12 protein-coding genes are annotated in these 18,320 nt (G+C 69.4%); 3 read left to right on the forward strand and 9 right to left on the reverse strand.

The annotated features are described in order from the left end of the window. Positions 1-603 precede the first annotated feature (603 nt). On the forward strand, positions 604-1,011 hold the full coding sequence (locus AB0M95_RS16540; RefSeq protein ID WP_363764726.1) for an ATP-binding protein: 408 nt from the start codon (positions 604-606) through the stop codon (positions 1,009-1,011). 25 nt (positions 1,012-1,036) lie between these two features. Here the strand turns inward: AB0M95_RS16540 and AB0M95_RS16545 are convergent, their stop codons facing one another. The 3 genes from AB0M95_RS16545 to hppD are packed head-to-tail and all read right to left on the reverse strand — an operon-like array spanning position 1,037 to position 4,199. Further along, complete coding sequence (locus tag AB0M95_RS16545) at positions 1,037-2,497, reverse strand: M1 family metallopeptidase (RefSeq protein WP_363764729.1); 1,461 nt, start codon at positions 2,495-2,497, stop codon at positions 1,037-1,039. 32 nt (positions 2,498-2,529) lie between these two features. Beyond that, the gene (locus AB0M95_RS16550) at positions 2,530-3,069 is read right to left on the reverse strand and encodes an RDD family protein (protein ID WP_363764732.1); all 540 of its coding nucleotides are present in this window, start codon (positions 3,067-3,069) and stop codon (positions 2,530-2,532) included. Positions 3,070-3,125: 56 nt separating this feature from the next. Then, entirely contained in the window at positions 3,126-4,199 is a 1,074-nt protein-coding gene (hppD, locus tag AB0M95_RS16555) for a 4-hydroxyphenylpyruvate dioxygenase (protein ID WP_363764735.1), read from the reverse strand. Positions 4,200-4,329: 130 nt separating this feature from the next. On the opposite strand from hppD, the gene AB0M95_RS16560 reads away from it, so the two are divergent. Then, positions 4,330-4,809 carry an Lrp/AsnC family transcriptional regulator gene (locus AB0M95_RS16560; protein WP_363764737.1) on the forward strand — a complete coding sequence of 160 codons (480 nt, stop codon included), beginning with the start codon at positions 4,330-4,332 and terminating at the stop codon, positions 4,807-4,809. Positions 4,810-5,148: 339 nt separating this feature from the next. Next, positions 5,149-7,236, forward strand: coding sequence for a transglycosylase domain-containing protein (locus AB0M95_RS16565; RefSeq protein ID WP_363764740.1), 2,088 nt, complete (start codon positions 5,149-5,151; stop codon positions 7,234-7,236). Between the two features lie 76 nt (positions 7,237-7,312). Here the strand turns inward: AB0M95_RS16565 and AB0M95_RS16570 are convergent, their stop codons facing one another. From AB0M95_RS16570 to AB0M95_RS16595, 6 genes are all read right to left on the reverse strand, one after another. Continuing rightward, a complete protein-coding gene (locus AB0M95_RS16570; protein ID WP_363764743.1) occupies positions 7,313-9,283 on the reverse strand; it encodes a thioredoxin domain-containing protein in 1,971 nt (656 codons plus the stop codon). A gap of 653 nt (positions 9,284-9,936) precedes the next feature. Continuing rightward, positions 9,937-10,479, reverse strand: coding sequence for an HNH endonuclease (locus AB0M95_RS16575; protein ID WP_363764746.1), 543 nt, complete (start codon positions 10,477-10,479; stop codon positions 9,937-9,939). 94 nt (positions 10,480-10,573) lie between these two features. Then, positions 10,574-11,959, reverse strand: coding sequence for an AAA family ATPase (locus AB0M95_RS16580; protein WP_363764749.1), 1,386 nt, complete (start codon positions 11,957-11,959; stop codon positions 10,574-10,576). A 209-nt stretch (positions 11,960-12,168) separates the two neighbouring features. After that, positions 12,169-12,642 carry a deaminase gene (locus tag AB0M95_RS16585; RefSeq protein WP_363764873.1) on the reverse strand — a complete coding sequence of 158 codons (474 nt, stop codon included), beginning with the start codon at positions 12,640-12,642 and terminating at the stop codon, positions 12,169-12,171. A gap of 11 nt (positions 12,643-12,653) precedes the next feature. After that, entirely contained in the window at positions 12,654-13,352 is a 699-nt protein-coding gene (locus tag AB0M95_RS16590) for a dihydrofolate reductase family protein (protein WP_363764752.1), read from the reverse strand. A 584-nt stretch (positions 13,353-13,936) separates the two neighbouring features. After that, positions 13,937-18,316, reverse strand: a complete 4,380-nt coding sequence (locus AB0M95_RS16595) for an HAD-IC family P-type ATPase (RefSeq protein WP_363764755.1) — start codon at positions 18,314-18,316, stop codon at positions 13,937-13,939. Between the last annotated feature and the right edge of the window lie 4 nt (positions 18,317-18,320).

Genomic DNA, 18,320 nt, shown 5'->3' on the forward strand with positions numbered 1-18,320 from the left:
CTATAGCCGCATAGATCGTCGCTGAGGGTGATGGTAAGGCGACGGTAACAGGCGGGGCTCGCCATGGTGGTGATGGCCGGACGAACCCCTTGAAACGGACGACGGAGGTCCGATCCCGTGCATGCCCTTAGTAGTGCCACAACGTCCCGTTGCGTCCATGAGCCGATCGGCGTCATCGGCCGACCGGTTCTCCGGTGGGTGGCGGTCATATGAAGAGACGTGTCCATGGGACGCGGCCGCAGGGGCGGCACCGGCGTGGGGCGCCGGCCGAGGGGGGCCGTACGGCGGCGATGGGACGTCGCCGAACGTGCCGCCGCCTGTCAGATGGACCAGATCGAGGCCTCCTGGTCCGTCTGGTACGGCGTGGGCAGCAGGCGGTTCTACGCCATCGCCACGTGGCCCGTACCCGAACCGCTCATCGTGAGGGCGTGTGCTGTCGAGGAACTGCACACGCTGATGCGGGAGGCCGAGCGGGTCGCCCTCGCTTCATCCCAGACGTCTGCCCCGGCCCGGCATGCCCGGCCGTCATTTCCAGGAGCATCGATGCCAGTTACACCCGGCGGCCTCCGTACCGTCTGTTGGGATCTTCCCGACGATCTCTCAGTGATCGGCGAGACCCGCCGCCTCGTCGAGGGCACCCTCGTCGCCTGGGAACTCGGTCGACTCGCGGACGATGTGGTCCTCGTCGTCGACGAGATCTTCGCGAACGCCGTCACCTACGGCGAGCCGCCCATCAGGCTCTCGTTGTGGGCCACCCCGGCGGAGCTGTGCGTCCGGGTCACCGATCACGGGCCTGACCTGCCTCGGCATCTCGATCTCGGCATGGACGCCGTTCACGGCAGGGGCCTGCTCATCGTCGCCGCCCTGGCTGACGAGCATGGCGTCACTCCGTCCGCCGGTGGTCCCGGCAAGACCGTCTGGGCCCGCTGGTGGCACACCTCTCAGGCGTCCGGCGAGCCTTTCGGCACGTCCGTCACCCGCACGCCCGAGGAGCCGCGCGCCGCCGAGTGACGGATGGCTCTTCTCACCCGGAGGGTCAGCGCAGGGCGGGGCGTTCGGGTTTGTAGAGCCAGGCGTCGAAGAGGTCGCCGAGTTTGCGGCCGGACATCGACTCGGCGAGTTTGATGAACTCGTCGGTCGTGGTGTTGCCGTATTTGTGCTGGGTGGTCCAGGTCCTGAGCAGGTCGAAGAACTTCTGGTCGCCGATGCGCTCGCGCAGGACCTGGAGGGTCATCGCGCCGCGGATGTAGACCGAGTTGTTGAACAGGTCCTGCTTCTGGGCGATGCCCGGGGGGTACCGCCACATCGGGGCGTTCCTGGCGCTGTAGTAGTCCTCGAAGGTCTTGGCGGCGCTCAGGCCGCCGTTGTGCTCCGACCACAGCCATTCGGCGTAAGTCGCGAAGCCCTCGTTGAGCCAGAGGTCCCGCCAGCGGGTGATGCTGACGCTGTCGCCGAACCACTGGTGGGCCAGTTCGTGGGCGATGATGCTCTGGTCAGGGTCGAAGCCGCCGTACATCGGCTTGGTCTGGTTCTCCAGGGCGTAGCCGGAGGAGAAATCGTCGATCACGCCGCCTGTGGACGAGAACGGGTACGGTCCGAAGACCTTCGACCAGTAGTCGGTGACCGCGGCCGAGGTCGTGTACAGGTAGTCGAGCCGCCGGCGGAACGCCGGGTCGGTCGCGGCGTACACGGGGATGCCGCCCGGCGATCTGCCCGTCTTCACGTCGAACTTCCCGAGCGTGATCGTCGCGAGGTAGGTGGCCATCGGATGGGACTCGCGCCAGGAGAACGTGGTGGTGGGCCCGCCGTTCACCGGCCTGCCGCGCAGCTCGCCGTTGGCGATGACCGTCGTGCCGGCCGGGACGGTGATGTCGAAGTCGAAGGTCGCCTTGTCGGCGGGGTGGTCGTTGGACGGGAACCAGGTCTTGGCGCCGTTGGGCTCGCTGGTGACGAACGCGCCGTCCTTGGTGGGGATGAACCCGTATGTGCCGAGGTTGGATGAGTTGCGCACAGGGTCCGGCTTGCCGGCGTAGTCGACGGCGACCTCGAACGACGAGCCCTTCGCGATCTCCGTGGTGGGGCTCACGGTCAGCTCGTCCCCCTCGCGGGTGAAGGTCGCGGCCCTGCCGTCGACGGTCACCCTGCGGACGGTGAAGCCGTGCAGGTCGAGGTTGAACCGCGAGAGGTTATGGACGGCCTTCGCCGTGACGCTCGTCACGCCGGACAGGTTCTTGGTCGGTGGGTCGTAGGCGAGCTTGAGCCCGTAGTGGGCGACGTCGTAGCCGCCGTTGCCGTCCGTCGGGAAGTCCGGGTCGCCGATGCCCGTCGCGCCGATCGAGCCACCGGTGTCGGACGCCTGGGTGCCGCCGGGCGCGGGAGCCGCCGTGGGAGGCGTGGCGGGCATGGTCGCGCCGTTCGAGGGGGCGCAGGCACCGGTTCCGAGGAGGGTCGCCGACAGCACGGCCGTCGTCAGCCGCTTGGGCCACAAGAGCTGCATGTCCCGCAGCCTACGCGAGAAAGCGCAGGTCATCAGGCATCTACGACGATGGTAGAGGCGGCTTTGTCATGCAAAGCCTGCTTCTTTCCATCGAAGAGAATCCACAAAAGGTCCAGCAGACCGAGGCAACACACCACGCTGAAGATGCCATACAGGGCTTCTCGGACAGCGGCCTGGCCGGCCGTCACCGGCTCCTGGGTGGGGTCCTGCACGACGCGCAGCCGCATCAGCTTCTTGCCGGCCGTCTGGCCGCGCCAGAAGGCCGTCAACAGCCAGAAGTAGAGGAACCAGATCAGCCCCAGCACGAGCCCGTTGCCCGTGTGGACGGCGGTCAGGTCCCCCGTGGGCCCCCGCTCCACCGCCGTGGCGGAGAACGGCGAGGTGAGCACGCCCACGATGACCAGGTCGATCACACCCGCGACCAGCCGCCGCACCCGGCCGCCGAGCGGCGCCGCCCGGCGTCCGTACGGCGGCTCGTCGGCCCCGTAGCCGTATGGCGGGGTGTCGCCGCCGTACGTGGGCTCGCCTGGTGGCGGTCCGTCGTACGGCGGCCCGGTCCCGGGTGATCGCATGAAGCGTTGATCACCAGGCGGCGCTCACCGCAAAGCCGGGGTCGCGCAAAGAACGATCACAGGTTGCCGCGGCGGTCCTGCTCGCGCTCGATGGCCTCGAACAGCGCCTTGAAGTTGCCCTTGCCGAAGCCGAGGGAGCCGTGCCGCTCGATGAGCTCGAAGAACACCGTCGGGCGGTCCTGCACCGGCTTGGTGAAGATCTGCAGCAGGTAGCCGTCCTCGTCGCGGTCCACCAGGATGCGGTGCCGCTTGAGCTCCTCGACGGGGGCGCGCACCTCGCCGATGCGGGCGCGCAGCTCGGGGTCGTCGTAGTAGGAGTCCGGCGTGTCCAGGAACTCGACCCCGGCCTCGCGCATGCGCTCGACGGTCCGGATGATGTCGTTGGTGGCAAGGGCGATGTGCTGGACGCCCGGGCCGCCGTAGAACTCCAGGTACTCGTCGATCTGGGACTTCTTCTGGCTGACCGCCGGCTCGTTGAGCGGGAACTTCACCTTGCGGGTGCCGTCGGCGACGACCTTGGACATCAGCGCCGAGTACTCGGTCGCGATGTCGTCGCCGATGAACTCGGCCATGTTGGTGAACCCCATGACCTTCTTGTAGAAGTCCACCCATTCGTCCATCTTGCCGAGCTCGACGTTGCCCACGCAGTGGTCGATGGCCTGGAAGAGCCGCTTGTCCGGCGGCGCCACGATGGGCTCGGCGGCCACGTAGCCGGGCAGGTACGGGCCGCTGTAGTTGGCGCGGTCGATCAGCGTGTGGCGGGTCTCGCCGTACGTGGCGATGGCCGCCGTCACGACCTTGCCGTACTCGTCCTCGACGACGTGGGGCTCCTCAAGACCCCGCGCGCCCGCCTTCAGCGCGTGGGCGTAGGCGGCCTCGACGTCAGGGACGTCCAGGGCGAGGTCGACGACGCCGTCGCCGTGCCGCGCCACGTGGGAGGCGATCTCGGTGTCCGGGCGCAGGGAACCACGCAGGACGAAACGGGCGCTGCCCGAGGTCAGCACGTAGGCCGCCTCGTCGCGGCTCCCCGTCTCCGGGCCCTTGTAGGCCACCAGTCGCATGCCGAAGGTCGTCGAGTAGTAGTGGGCGGCCTGCTTTGCGTTGCCCACCGCGAAGACCACTGCATCCATGCCATGTACGGGAAATGCATCGCTCATGAGGCCAACTCTCAGATGTTGTGGCCTTTCTGTGCAAGTGTTACTAATTTTAGTGGACAAGTTGACTGGCCAAACCGCCTCATGGGCGGTAATCCTGTACAGCATGACGATCGACGGTCTGGACGTGCGCCTGATCTCCCTGCTCGCCGCCGAGCCGCGCGTCGGCATCCTGGAGGCGTCGCGCAGGCTCGGCGTCGCCCGGGGGACCGTCCAGGCGCGGCTCGACCGCATGGTCGAGAACGGCGTGATCACCGGGTTCGGGCCGGACATCGACCCGGCCGCCCTGGGGTACCAGGTGACCGCGTTCGTCACGCTGCAGATCCGGCAGATCGCCGGGCACGACCCCGTGAGCGGGCTGCTCGCCGCGATCCCCGAGGTGCTGGAGGTCCACACGATCACCGGCGGGGACGACATGCTGTGCCGGGTGGTCGCGCGCAGCAACGCCGACCTGCAACGGGTGATCGACCTGATCGTGGACGTCGAGGGCGTGATGCGCACGTCGTCGGTGATCGCGCTGGACACGCCGGTCGCGTACCGCGTGCTGCCGCTGGTGGCCGACACCCCCCGGCACACCGCTTCCTAGCCCGGCGGGGCCCACGCGCCTGGAGTCCCGGGTCCGTCGGTGGCTTTCGGGGCCCGACGTTTCGGACGAAGTCGTGGCAATCAGCAGGCGCCGTCCGTACCGATCCGGGGTAACCGGGAGCGTCTCCCATGCATCCACCTGGAAATCTGCGAGCCTGTTCATACAGAGATCGACCGGTCACTCGACGCGCCGGACATCGGTATTTATGGTTTATCGTGAACGATCCGCCCAGCTCACGGGGGTAGCTGAGCCGCAGATCGGGGGGACGCCGTGCGGGACGCAGGGAAGAAGCGCCGGCCGAGGCGCCGTCTTCTCCACCGTTTTCTCATCGCGGGTGGTGTGGCCATCCTGGGCGCCGTCGGGCTGCTGGCGCTCGCCTGGTTCCTCACGCCCATCCCCGACACGACCCAGAAGGAGGCCACCGCTCAGGGGTCTGTGTACTACTACCGCGACGGCAAGACCGTGCTGGCCTGGCAGGGGGTCAACCGCAAGAACGTCTCGATCGACAAGGTGCCCGTCCCGGTGCGTGACGCGGTCATATCCATAGAAAACCGGACTTTTTACCAGGATCGCGGCGTCTCACTCCAAGGGACGGCCCGCGCGATGTGGTCGACGTTCACCGGCAACCAGGTGCAGGGCGGCTCCACGATCACCCAGCAGCTCGTCCGGAACTACTACAGCGGGCTCGGCCAGGAGCGGTCGATCGTCCGCAAGCTCAAAGAGATCATGATCGCGCTGAAGGTCGACCAGTCCAAGCCCAAGTCCTGGGTCCTGGAGCAGTACCTCAACACGATCTACTTCGGGCGCGGCGCCTACGGCATCCAGGCCGCCGCCCAGGCGTACTTCGGCAGGGACGTCGACACGCTGACCCCGTCCCAGGGCGCCTACCTCGCGGCGGTGATCCAGCAGCCGTCGCGGTTCGCCAACCCCAAGGGCGCCGACCTGGACGCGGTCAGGGCGCGCTGGCAGACCGTCGTGAACGCGATGGTGCAGACCCGGTCGATCACTCCCGCGCAGGCCGCCGAGATGGCCTTTCCCACACTGGCCAAGCAGAAGAACCTCCTGTCGGCGACCGGCCAGAAGAGGTACATCCTCGCCCAGGTGCAGGCCGAGCTGAACCGCCGCGGATACTCGGACGAGGACATCCAGCAGGGCGGCCTGAAGATCACGACGACGTTCGACAAGAAGCTCATGGCGATCGCCGCGCGGGCCGTCACCGACACCATGCCCGACGGCACGTCCGGCAAGGTGCGCACCGGCCTCGCCGCCGTCGACCCGGACACCGGCGAGGTCGTCGCGTTCTACGGCGGCAGGGACGCGTCCAACCAGTACGACAACGCGTTCTCGGCGAAGGTCCAGGCCGGGTCCACCTTCAAGCCGTACACGCTCGCCGCGGCGCTGGAGAACGGACTCGACCTCAACACCCTCGTCGAGGGCAACTCGCCGATCCGCGTCGCCTCCGCCAAGGACCCGATCCCGAACGCCGGCGGCGCGTCCTACGGCTCGGCCATCGACCTCGTCGAGGCCACCCGCGACTCCGTGAACACCGCCTTCGTCGACCTCGCGCAGAAGGTCGGGCTGAAGAAGGTCGCCCAGGCCGCTGAGGCGGCGGGCATCCCGGCCGCTCAGATCGCCAAGCAGAAGAACTACCCGACCTTCCCGCTCGGCACGGCGTCGGTCAGCGCCGTCCAACAGGCGTCCGGTTTCGGCACGTTCGCGGCCGGCGGGATGCACCACGACGCGCACGTCATCCGCTCTGTGACCGACGCGAAGGGGCGCACCAGCAAGTTCACCGCCAAGGGCGTGCGCGCCTACAGCGAGAACACGGCCGCCGACGCGACGTACGCCCTGCGGCAGGTGGTCGAGGGCGGTACGGGCACCGCCGCGCGGCTGTACGACCGCCCGGTCGCGGGCAAGACCGGGACGAGTGACTCCTCCAGCTCCGTCTGGTTCGTCGGGTACACCCCGCAGCTGGCGGCGGCCGTGAACATGTTCCGCGACGACAACAAGACCGTCAGCGTGCCCGGGTACGGCGCGCTGTACGGCGGGTCGCTGCCGACGCAGGTCTGGCGGGCGTTCATGTCCGAGGCCATGGCCGGCAAGCCGGTGAAGGACTTCCCGGCGTCGTCCTACGAGCAGCAGTACAACAACTGGTACGGCGGCTGGGGCGACAACGGCAACGCCTGGGGGAACGGCAACGGCGGTGACGCCGGGTTCAAGAACCGCCAGAGGCCCGACAGGGCCCCGCGCGACCACCGGCCCACCACCGGCCCCAACGACTCCCCGCCGAGCGGCCCCGGCCCGTCCTCCCCACCCGACGACCACGGCGGCGGCCCCACCGCCCCCGGCCCCGGTCCCGACGACCCGGACGGGCAGATCCCGCCCCCGGACCAGCCCCCACCGGAAACCCCACCTCCACCAGCCTGACCTCTCCCGCAGGTGATGCGGAGACCCGGTCCGATCGGCCTGACCCGGCCCGCGGGTTGATGCCGCCCAGCCCCCGCTAGCCGGCCGTTAACGCGCCGAGTTCGCGGGTGAGGTCGGACGGGGTCGTCACGGGGAGGCGGCAGGTGAAGTCGCGGCAGACGTACGCCGCGGGCTCGCCGCCGACCAGGCCGCGCCCACGCATCAAGGGCACATCGCCGTCGCCCAGGGCGATCACCGTTCCCGGTACGCCCGCCATGAGCGCGGCCCGTCGCAGCGCGGCCGTCCGAGGATCGTCCACGGGACCGCTGATCGCGACCTCCGGCGGCCCCGCCAGCGCGGCCTCGGCCACGGCCAGGCCCCACCCGGCGAACCGTGCGTGCCGCTCGGCGAGCACCGACACCGCGCCGAGGGCGGACTCCGCGGCCTCGCGGTGCCGCGCCGAGCCGGTCAGCGCCGCGTACGACAGCAGCGCTCCCGCCGCCGCGAACTGCCCGGACGGGGTGGCGTTGTCGGTCGGATCCGCGGGGCGCTGGAACAGCCGCTCGCCGTCGTCCGCAGTGTCGAAGAAGCCGCCCGCGCCGTCGGGGAAACGCTCCAGCACGGTGTCCAGCAGGGCGCCGGCCCGCTCGAACCAGCGAGCCTCACCCGTGACGCCGTACAACGTCAGGAACCCCTCGGCGACGTCGGCGTAGTCCTCCAGGACACCCGCGTTGGGGCCCACCCGGCCGTCCCGCGAGGTGCGCGCCAGCCGCGACCCGTCGATGTGCACGCGGTCGAGCAGCTCGGCGGCCTCACGCGCCGCGCCGACCAGGTCGGGACGGCCGAACAGCGCCCCCGCCTCGGCCAGCCCGGCGATGACGAGGCCGTTCCAGGCCGCCACCACCTTGTCGTCCCTGCCGGGACGGACGCGGGCGGCACGGGCGGTCAGCAGCTCGGCGCGCACGTCGTCGAAGACGGCGCGGTCCGCGGGGTCGGACGGCAGGCGCAGCACCGACGTGCCGTGCTCGAAGGTGCCCTCGCCGGTCACGCCGAACATCGACGCCGCCCACGCCCCGCGCTCCTCGCCGAGGACCTCCGCGAGCTGCGCGGGCGTCCAGACGTAGAACCGGCCCTCCTCGCCCTCGCTGTCGGCGTCGAGCGCGGAGGCGAAGCCGCCCTCGGGGGTGCGCATCTCGCGCAGAAGCCACTCGGCGGTCTCCACCGCCACCCGCCGCGCCAGGGGAGACCCGCCGGACCGCCACCAGTGCGCGTAGACCCGCAGCAGCAGCGCGTTGTCGTACAGCATCTTCTCGAAGTGGGGGACCACCCACGCGGCGTCCACGCTGTACCGGGCGAAGCCGCCGCCGAGTTGGTCGTAGATGCCGCCCCTGGCCATCGCCTCCAGAGTGCGGCCCGCCATCTCCGCCGCCTCGGGGGTGCCGTGGCGGAGCAGGAACTCCAGCACCATGGACGGCGGGAACTTGGGCGCCGACCCGAACCCGCCGCGCGCGGCGTCGAAGCCGCGGGCCAGGTCGCGCACGGCCTCCGCGGTGACGCGGCGCGTGGGCGCGGGCCCCGGGGGCAGGGCCGTGACCTGGTCGAGCGCCTCGACGACCTGGGCGCCCTGCGCCAGCACGGCGTCACGCTCGCGCGCCCACGCCTGCGACACGCCCGCCAGCAGCCGCTGGAACTGCTGCCGGGGGAAGTAGGTGCCCGCGTAGAACGGGTGGCCCGCCGGGGTGGCGAACACCGTCATCGGCCAGCCGCCGTGGCCGGTCATGGCGGTGGTGGCGCTCATGTAGACCGCGTCCACATCGGGACGCTCCTCGCGGTCGACCTTGACGTTGACGAACTGCTCGTTCATCAGACGCGCCGTCTGGGCGTCCTCGAACGACTCATGCGCCATGACATGGCACCAATGGCAGGCCGAGTAGCCGATCGAGACCAGCAGCGGCACGTCGCGGCGGCGCGCCTCGGCGAAGGCCTCCTCGCCCCACGGGAACCAGTCGACCGGGTTGCCGGCGTGCTGGAGCAGGTAGGGGCTCGTCGCGTCCTTCAAGCGGTTCATCAGACCTCCCCCGCGTACGCGGCCGCGTACGTCCGGATGACCGGCGGCGCGCCCGTCACGCGCCGTGCCCGCACCGTCGTTCCAACCCTAGCCCGGGGCTCCGACGGAAAATCCCAGGCGGCTCAGGCGCTTCTCAGGTACCGGACGGGCAGTGCCCCGAGTGCGTGCGAGCCGTGTGGTGGGGGAAACGACTGTTCGGGAACGAAGAAGACGGCGCCCGCTCCATGGCGGTGCGCCGTCCTCCGAAGGTCTCGGGACCGCAGGGCGTTCAGCCGGCGGTGACCATGAGGGCAATGCCGATCAACACGACGATGGGGATCAGCCACATGACGGCCTCGATCGCGAACTCCTTGTACATCCTGGCACTACTCCCTTGCGATGATCTGTCATGCCGCGAATGGCTCTGATGCAGCTTAACCGCCTGACACCGATGCCCAGGCGACCCCCGCCCGGGCCGTCCCGCCGCCACGACCACCCCTATCCCGGAGGTGGATTGGCTCTAACCCCGAAAGGCTCGAACACTGTCGTAAGCCTTCTGGGGCCGACCGATCGCAGGCGGTATATCGGGGAGGTGACAGTTCAGCATAAAGGCTGCTGAATAGTGTGCTTGAACAGGGGCCACTTCTCGCGGAGGATATGGCCTAACTGGATGCCTACAAGAAGAGTTTCGAGTTCAGCGGAGATTTCAGCAGTGCAGTTACGACATCTTCGCCACCAAGGACGATAGGCGCGCCAGGAAGATGTGCGGACCTGTGCATGGCATCCAGAACATCAGCGAATGGCTGCTCGCACAAGGAGGAGATCACCAGATCCGCTTCCTCTTGTTCACTTCCGTCAATCAGTCGTGAATACTCTCTAACCATGGCCTTGCATCGTGGGAAGGCCATCTCCCTGCCTCGGCGGAGATCTGCACGATTGAGCTGAAAGACGTCTATGGTCGCCCGTCCCTTCAGGCTGATCGGCTCATAGATGCCATTTGACAGCAGGAGTCTGAGATGCTCGTGTGGATCTTCGGAACTTGGATCGATGAGTAGGCTGCGGCCGTTTTCGTCACACGGGTACTGGTCCCTCTTGGCATTGCTATTGCAACTGGAGCAGGCCAAGAGATGGTTTACCCACTCGAATGTGCGCAATGGGGCCACCTTGATCGGCTCGAAATGGTCGATATCCGTGCCGCGATTGTCCCCGCAGTACATGCATCGCTCGATACCAGTGGACATTGTGCGTAATAGGTCCCGTACGCGACTCCGGTCCTGAATGGCCAGCCTCCATAGATTGCGTGCGGTACTGCTATCCGCGCCGCAATTGTGCAATTTGGCCGTCTGTAGTGCCAAACGTCCCAAGAGGTTGCTGTTTGGCTGAACGCGTGAAACGCGAATCACTCTTTGCGTCCGATGCGTGAGGAACCTCGTCCACCCTCGCGGTCAATGAGCTCGTTAGCGTCTCACTCAGGGCCTGGTATTCATCGATTTCTGCAGGAGAGGCGGTGCCGGCCAGGACTTTCGTCTCAAGATTGCCAAGTCTCCTTCTCATCTCCTCCGCGCGTGTTGAGTAGGGAGTGTCCACTCCGAATAGATCCGTCAGAACGGCGTCATCTCCGCTTCCGTACACCACGCGTTCGTACAGGTCTAGATCAACCACCTTCGGAGACTCTGGCTCCTCGGGAGCGGGTAGCCGGACCAGGCCATTTGAGTCTGCGCTCTGACATATGTATGGGCTATGCGTCGTCACGAGAAATTGAACGGCAGGAAAGTGTATCTTCAGCCATTCGCCGATCTTCTTCTGCCAGCTAACATGCAGGTGGGCCTCGATCTCATCGATCAGTACCACGCCCGGGTAGGCAAGGTAATAAACGCCTTCACTTTCTTCGAGTCGAAGTCTCCCGTAGGCCAGATGCATCTGTCTGATGATGTCCACTACTAGTGCCGTGACCGTTCGGTAACCGTCACTCATCTGCCTGAGGGCAAATTCTTCACTCCCTCTTCGCACCCACAGGCCATCGGAATCCACGCGGCAGATTCGATAGCCGTCCGGTAGCATTCCGTCACCCAGCAAGGTGAGCACTGTATCCAGGAGATCTTCCGCTCCCGGCTTTTTTTCCAGTCGATACAGATGTTGCTCAACCAGCCAACTGACCCCTTCGATCAAGCTCACATCTTCATCGAAGAGAGTTCGAAGGCCCGCGTACCGTGCATGCGATTTTGTGTCATGACCGCCAAGGGCCGCAGAAGACAGTCTTCGGAATGGCCCGTATCCTGCGTAAAACCATCCGTCACCGTTGGCGAAGCGCATGTTTTTGGGTGCCCTCCTCTTGCCGCCGTAATCTGCCCATTTCGGCTCTGGGTATGAATTGCCTGGTTCATCCCATCTAAGTTCGAATGTCCATGGCCCGAAATCCAAGCCGCCATCGAAAATCTGGTCCTGTAGGACGGTTACGCGAATCCATGAATTGATGGTGCTGTGGGATCCTCGCCAACTCTCTATGTCGCGTACAAAGTATTGCCCGGTCAGGGCCAATGCTATGGCTTGGAGCAATGTGGTCTTGCCGGACCCGTTGCGTCCTGCAAGAACTGTCCAGCCCGCGTAAGTGCCACTTTCTCGGGCAAAATCTAGGTTTACTTCTCTATGTCCTTCAAACCCACGTATGCCGGAGATCTCAAGCTTCGAGACGTACACCGCTCTACCTCCGTTATGCCTATCCATCAACTGCTAACTCTAGACCCTTGAGGCGCTCAGATTCCGCATAGCTTCGACTCGCGCAGCATTGGCCGGCAGGCACTCTTCGCCAACCTGTCCGCTAGCGATGCCGGGCAAAGCCACGACCAGGTGGTACTGCTGCACCAATGGATGGGCGCACAGGCTCACCCTCGCCGGCGGAAGCGAGGTCAGGCGTTGAACAGGTGGGCGTTTACCTTGCGTGCGTCTGGGGCTAGTTCGGAGATCTCTATCACCTCTACGCCTGCCTGACGGAGGGTTTCGGTGCCGGTGCAGTAGGCGAAGAGAGTGGGCTCCTGCCAGGCGTAGACGACGCGGGGGATGCCGGCGGCGAGGATCAGGGCCGTACAGCTACGGGGGCGGGACGCGCGGGTGGTGCAGGGTTCCAGGGACGTGTAGATCGTGGCCGTGGCCAGGCGGGGGTCATCTGGGGCGAGCTTGGCCAGGGCGGCTTCCTCGGCGTGGTCGTGCGGGGCGGTCTCACGGGAGTAGCCGGTCGCGAGGACGTCGCCTTCGCCGCCGACGATGACCGATCCCACGGCGAACGCGGTGAAGGACCTGGGACAGCGGCGAGAGAGCTCTACGCACTCGTTCAGCCACCGCAGGTCGGCCTCGGTGTCGTGCTCAGGCGGGTTCGGGGTCATCGGTTCGTCGGTCATCGCGGCCGGCCGGAGGTGTGGTCGGCGGGCAGGTAGCGGAGGAGGACGACGTCGCCGATCGGGCGGGCCTCGGCCAAGGTCATGGGGTTGGCCGGGTTGCGAGGGAAGGCGCCATCGGTGACGAAGCGCGTCGCCCTGGAGTCGCCGACGAAGAAAGGGGCGATGACAAGGTGGAGTTCGTCGACCAGGCCTGAGGTCAGGAAGAGGGTGTGGACGGCCTGGCCGCCCTCGACCATGAGGCGGGTGACGCCGCGCTCCGAAAGGTCGGACAGGACGGCCGGGAGGTCGAGCGGGTCGCCGGCGTCCACGATGGTGGCGACGTGCGCCAGGCGGTCGCGGGCCTTGTCCGCGCAGGGGCTCGTGGCGTACACGATCTTCTCGACGTCGCCGAGGGAGAAGAAGCGGCGGCCCGGATCCAGGTCGCCATCGCGGGTGATGGTGACCTTCAGGGGCGTCTCGGTGAGCCCGCGGGCGACGCGGTCCGCCCGCCGGGTCGGGGAGCGTACGAGCAGCCGGGGGTCGTCGGCGCGGATCGTCCCCGCCCCCACGAGGATGGCGTCACATCCGGCTCGGACCTCGTCCACGCGGTCGAAGTCTGCCTGGTTGGACAGCGCGAGCGGCGCGTCCGAGGAGTCGTCGATGTAGCCGTCGATCGACATCGCGACCGACAGCAGGACGTACGGGTGCTTCGCCAACCGAGAACCTCCACGACGGATGCCTACCATCATGGACCTTTCCAGGGCCGGCAGAGCACGTGACCCGCTCTTCGCGCGGGACGCTGACCCCTCGAACGAGCCGGGCCGCGTGGCGTCCACGACGGTACGCCTGGGCGACCGCCGCACCAGGCGCCGGTTTCGCCGTCGTTCCTTCTCACCGCCGCGGCGCCGGTTTGGGGGCCGTGTGGGGCGGGGGTGAGGGCGCAGCCTGAGGAGCCGGGGAGTCGAGGAGCCGGCGACGTGGGGAGTCGAGGGGCTGGGGAGCCGGGGGAGCTGGTGGGCGGTGGTGGGGAGGCTGTGGTGAGCCGTCTTTTGCTGGGGCCACGGGTGGGGTGGCCCCAGGGTTAGGCGGTGGCGGTGGTGGCCTTGTCGAGCCAGGTTTGGACGAGGCGGATCACCACGGCCTCCACTACCAGCATGGCGGCCTTGGCGAGGACGGTGGCAAGGAAGCTGTACACGGTAACCTCACAGGGATTTAGGGGTGCTTCATCCATAATGCGGGATGTATGCAGTGATTTGTCCCATTTGAGGTGACTGTTTGGTGAACGTCTGGTGACTCCGCGTCAGTGGTCCCCGGACGAGCCCCCCAGCCGCGTCACAACGCCGGCCACCGTCCCGCTGGCGAGCCCGATTCCCCAGCCCACAGGCCCGATCGGCCGGCAGCCGAACATGTGGCTGAGCCCGGGCACGGAGACCACCACGAACAGGGACACCAGCGACATCGACGCCGCGAGCAGAACCGTCCGGTCCCTGCCCCCGGCCGCCAGCGTCTGCGCGAGCTGGGCCGACACCAGGCCGATCAGCCCGACCGTGTCGGCGCGCGTGGCCGTGCCCGTGACGCGGGCGAGGGCCCACGACATCGCGGCCGCCGCCGCGGTGGCCGCGGCCCGGGTGTAGATGTCCCGGGTGAGCGCGTCGCCGAGCGACGCCTCCGGTCCCTCGGACAGCAGCGTCTCGGGGCTCGTCGCGCTCGGCGGGCGTATGGCGACGGCGAGCGCGGGCAGCATGTCGGTCAGCAGGTTGACCAGCAGCAACTGGCGGGCGTTCAGGGTGTTGCGCCCGGCGACCAGGTTGGACCCGACGGTGAAGACGATCTCGCCGAGGTTGCCGCCGAGCAGGATGCCGAGCGCGTCGCGGACCGAGCTCCACATGGCACGCCCCTCGACGATGGCCTCCACGATCGTCTCGATGCGGTCGTCGGTGACGACGACGTCCGCGGAGGCGCGCGCGGCCGGGGTGGCGCGGGAGCCGAGCGCGACGCCGACGTCGGCGAGCCGGATGGCCGGGGCGTCGTTGGCGCCGTCCCCGGTCACGGCGACGACCTTGCCCGCCCGCTGGAGGCCCGCGACGATGCGCGCCTTGTGCGCGGGGGTGACCCGGGCGAAGACGGAGACGTCCGGTAGCAGCGCGGCCAGCGCGGCGTCGTCCACCCGGTCGAGCTGCGGGCCGGTCATCACGCGCAGGTCGCCTTGGAGGTTCAGCTCGGCCGCGATGGCCTCGGCCGTGCTCGGGTGGTCTCCGGTGATCATGACGACGCGGACGCCCGCGCGGGCGAGCCGCTCGACGCTGCGCGCCGCGGTGGGCCGGACCGGGTCGGCGAGCCCGAGGAAGCCGAGGAAGCACAGCCCGTCGATGCGCGATTCGTCCAGATCGCGACGGCTGGACGCGGCTCGCTCGGCGACGGCGAGCACGCGGTAGCCCTGCTGGGCGAGCCGGTCGACCTCCTTGGCGAGGGACGTGGCGGCCTCGTCGTCGAGGGGCGCCACCTGCCCGTCGCTGAGCATCGTCGTGCAGCGCGTGACCACGACCTCGGGCGCGCCCTTCACGGTGAGCACGTGCGGCTGCCCCGAACCCGGCCGCGAGGGCCGTCGCGTGCGGGTCGGCGGCGGGTCGCCGGGCTCGGTCGTGCCCAGCACGGCGTGGTAGCCCCGCGCGGACTCGAACGGCAGCTCGGCGATCCGATGCCAGCCGGGAAGCCCCTCGGTGGGGTCGACCCCGAGCTTCTCGGCTCCGTTGACGACCGCGCGGTCGGTGAGGTGCGGGACGACGCGCTCGCCGTCGAGGTTCGGGCCCGCGCGCAGCGCCGCCGCCAGGATGCGCCGGAACTCGGGCGGCAGGTTCTCGGCGGGGAGCTCCACGCGGCCGTCGGAGATGCTGCGCAGGCTGATGTGCCCCTGGGTGAGGGTGCCGGTCTTGTCGAAGCACAGCACCTCGACCCGTCCGAGCGCCTCGATGGTCGAGGGGTTGCGGACGAGCGCCTCGTGCGCCGACAGCCGTTTGGCGGCGGCGAGCTCGGCCACGGTGGCGATGAACGGCAGTCCTTCGGGGACGGCGGCGACGGCGAGGTTGACCGCCGGGGCGAGCGCTCCGGCGATGGAGGAGCGGCGCATCAGGTTGGTGGCCATCAACAGGACGCCAGACCCTATCGCGACCGGCATGATCTGCCTGCTCAGCGCGCGCAGCCGCAGCTCGACGCCGGTCGGCGGCGCCTGGGTGTCCTCGAACTCGGCGGCGCGCCGCGCCTCGGTCGCCGTGCCGGTGGCGACGACCACGGCCAGGCAGTAGCCCGCCGCCACGGTCGTCCCCTGGTAGACCATGGAGCAGCGGTCGGCCACCGCGAGCGCGGCGGTCGGCAGGACGGACTTGGCGACGAGCTGCGACTCGCCGGTCAGCGGCGCCTCGTCGACCTCCAGTCCCCGGGCCTTGAGCACCCGGCAGTCGGCGGGGACGGCGTCGCCCGAGCGCAGTTCGATGACGTCGCCGGGCACGAGGTCGTCGGCCGTGGCGGACTCCGTTCCCGACGGGCGGCGCACGCGCACGGGGATCGCGGTGGCGCCGGTCAGGCGGTGCAGCGCGCGGTCGGCGTTGTTGCGCTGGGCGCCGCCGATCAGCCCGTTGACGGCCAGCACGCCCGCGATGAGCACGGCGTCCAGGGCGGACCCCACCGACGCCGACACCCCCGCCGCGGTGGCCAGCACGGGCGTGAGCGGGTTGGCGAGCTCCTCGGCGGTCGCGCGCAGCAGGGACGGGGGCCCGGTCTTCCGCCGGGTCCGGGAGGCGTTCCTGCGGCGGACGGCTTCCTCCTGGGTGAGCCCGTGGACGGTGGAGGTCAGGCGTTCCAGCACGTCGGTGGCGGGCAGGGCGTGCCAGGGCGTGCGGTCGGGGTGCTCGGGCAGCCCGAGGCGGCCGAGGTCGCGGGCCGACCACGCGCCCGTCGCCAGCGCGACCATCGACGCGCAGTCGCCGGCGAGCTGCACCCGGCGCACCGACCCTGCGGCGGGGGCGAGCAGCGTGAGCCCGGCCCCGAGCGCGGCCCCGGCGGCGGAGACCTTCATGCCGCGCCGGCTGGCGGCCCGCGCGGGGGCGAGGGCCCGCAGCAGCAGGTAGGCGACGTCGGGCCCGCCGAACACGTCCGCGTCCCACGGCGGGCGCCCGGACTCGGCCAGCACGCCGATGCCGAGGTCGGCCTCGCGCAGCCCGCGGCGAGCGCGGTGGGCCACCACCGCGACGCCGTGCCCGTCCCGCTGGAGGGCGCGCACCGACGAGGCCAGCCGGTCGCCGCCCTCGGTGAACGCCTCGACGCCGAGCCGCCAGGGGAGGCTCGGGTCGCCGCCCGCCAGCACCACGTGGCACGTTCCACGGGCCGCGCCGACCAGCGCCTCGGCGTACGGACGCACCTCGGGGACGACGCCGACGTAGGCCACGTTCCGGCCCTCGAAGGTGACGGCGACGGGCCGGACGCCCTTGTCGCTCCAGTGCGGCGCCCCCGCCGGCATCGCGGCGAGCGGCTCGGCGGCCCAGCCGTCCCGTTCGTGGCGTGCGGTGGCGTCCGCGCCTTCGAGCATGGCGTAGATGCGGGCGTGCAGTTCGTCCACGTCCACGCCGGAGTCCAGGATGATCACTTCGTGGACGGTCCAGGTGGCGGCCGTCAGCACGTCGGCGTCGAAGACCACCGTGTCGACGCGGTCCATGCCGCGCAGCGCGTCGCGGTCCAGCACCAGGGCGTCGCGTGTCGCGGCGGCGCGGCCCACGGTGGTGACGAACGCCTCCCGGCCGAGCCTGGCGGCCCTGGGCGTCGCCGAGACGAGCATCGCGAGCGCGCGCTCCCGGTCGGCGCCGACGGCGGCGGTGACACCGTAGGACGCCAGCGCGCCGACGCTGAGCGAGTCGGCGTACCGCTCGATCGGCCCGGAGGGCAGGGGGACGGGGCGCGGGGTGGCGGCGGCCCGGATGTGGCGGTAGGAGCCCTTCTTGGCGGCGAACCGGCCCTCCATGCTCTTCCACGCCCGCACGCCCGCGCGCGCCTCGGTCAGGCGTCCGGCGGCGGCGACGGAGTCGATGACCAGTCCGAACGGCCGCAGCGCGATCGTCTGGGCCGTGAAGCGCGTGGTGGCGAACATCAGGTTCGCGGTGGGACGCCCGACGCGGCGCTCCAGCTCGCTCCGGACGCGCGGGGTGGCCTCGGCGAGTTGCAGAAGCGCGGGCAGCGCGGCGGGCGCCTTGGCCACGCGCGTGATCCGGCCGACGACCGTCATGCCCACGCCCGCGACGCTCGCGCCGAGCTCTATGAGCGCGCGGGCGTGGTGGTCGGCCCCGTGGCGCGCCGTACGCGGCACGTCATCGGCCTCCTCGGCGACGTCCATCTCGTCCACGATCGCCAGGAGCTTCCCGGTGTCGATGGACTTGGGGTCGCATGCCACGAACACGAAGCCCATCGCCCCGTTGACCTCCGCGCGCTCGGACCCGCCGATCTCGCACAGCCGTTCTTCGAGGGCGCGGGCCGCGGCGGCGCCTCCGGGGCCGCCGGCGTGGCGCAGCTCGACGCGCACGCCGCCCGCGCAGTCGTGGACCCGCCGGGTGCCGGGCAGCAGCCCCCGGACCGGTCCGGGGAGCAGAGAGGCCAGCGCTGAGACCGGACCCCTGAGTTCACGCAGCAGGAACACGACG

The organism is Sphaerisporangium sp. NPDC051017 (genome assembly GCF_040683095.1).
GTDB lineage: Bacteria > Actinomycetota > Actinomycetes > Streptosporangiales > Streptosporangiaceae > Sphaerisporangium.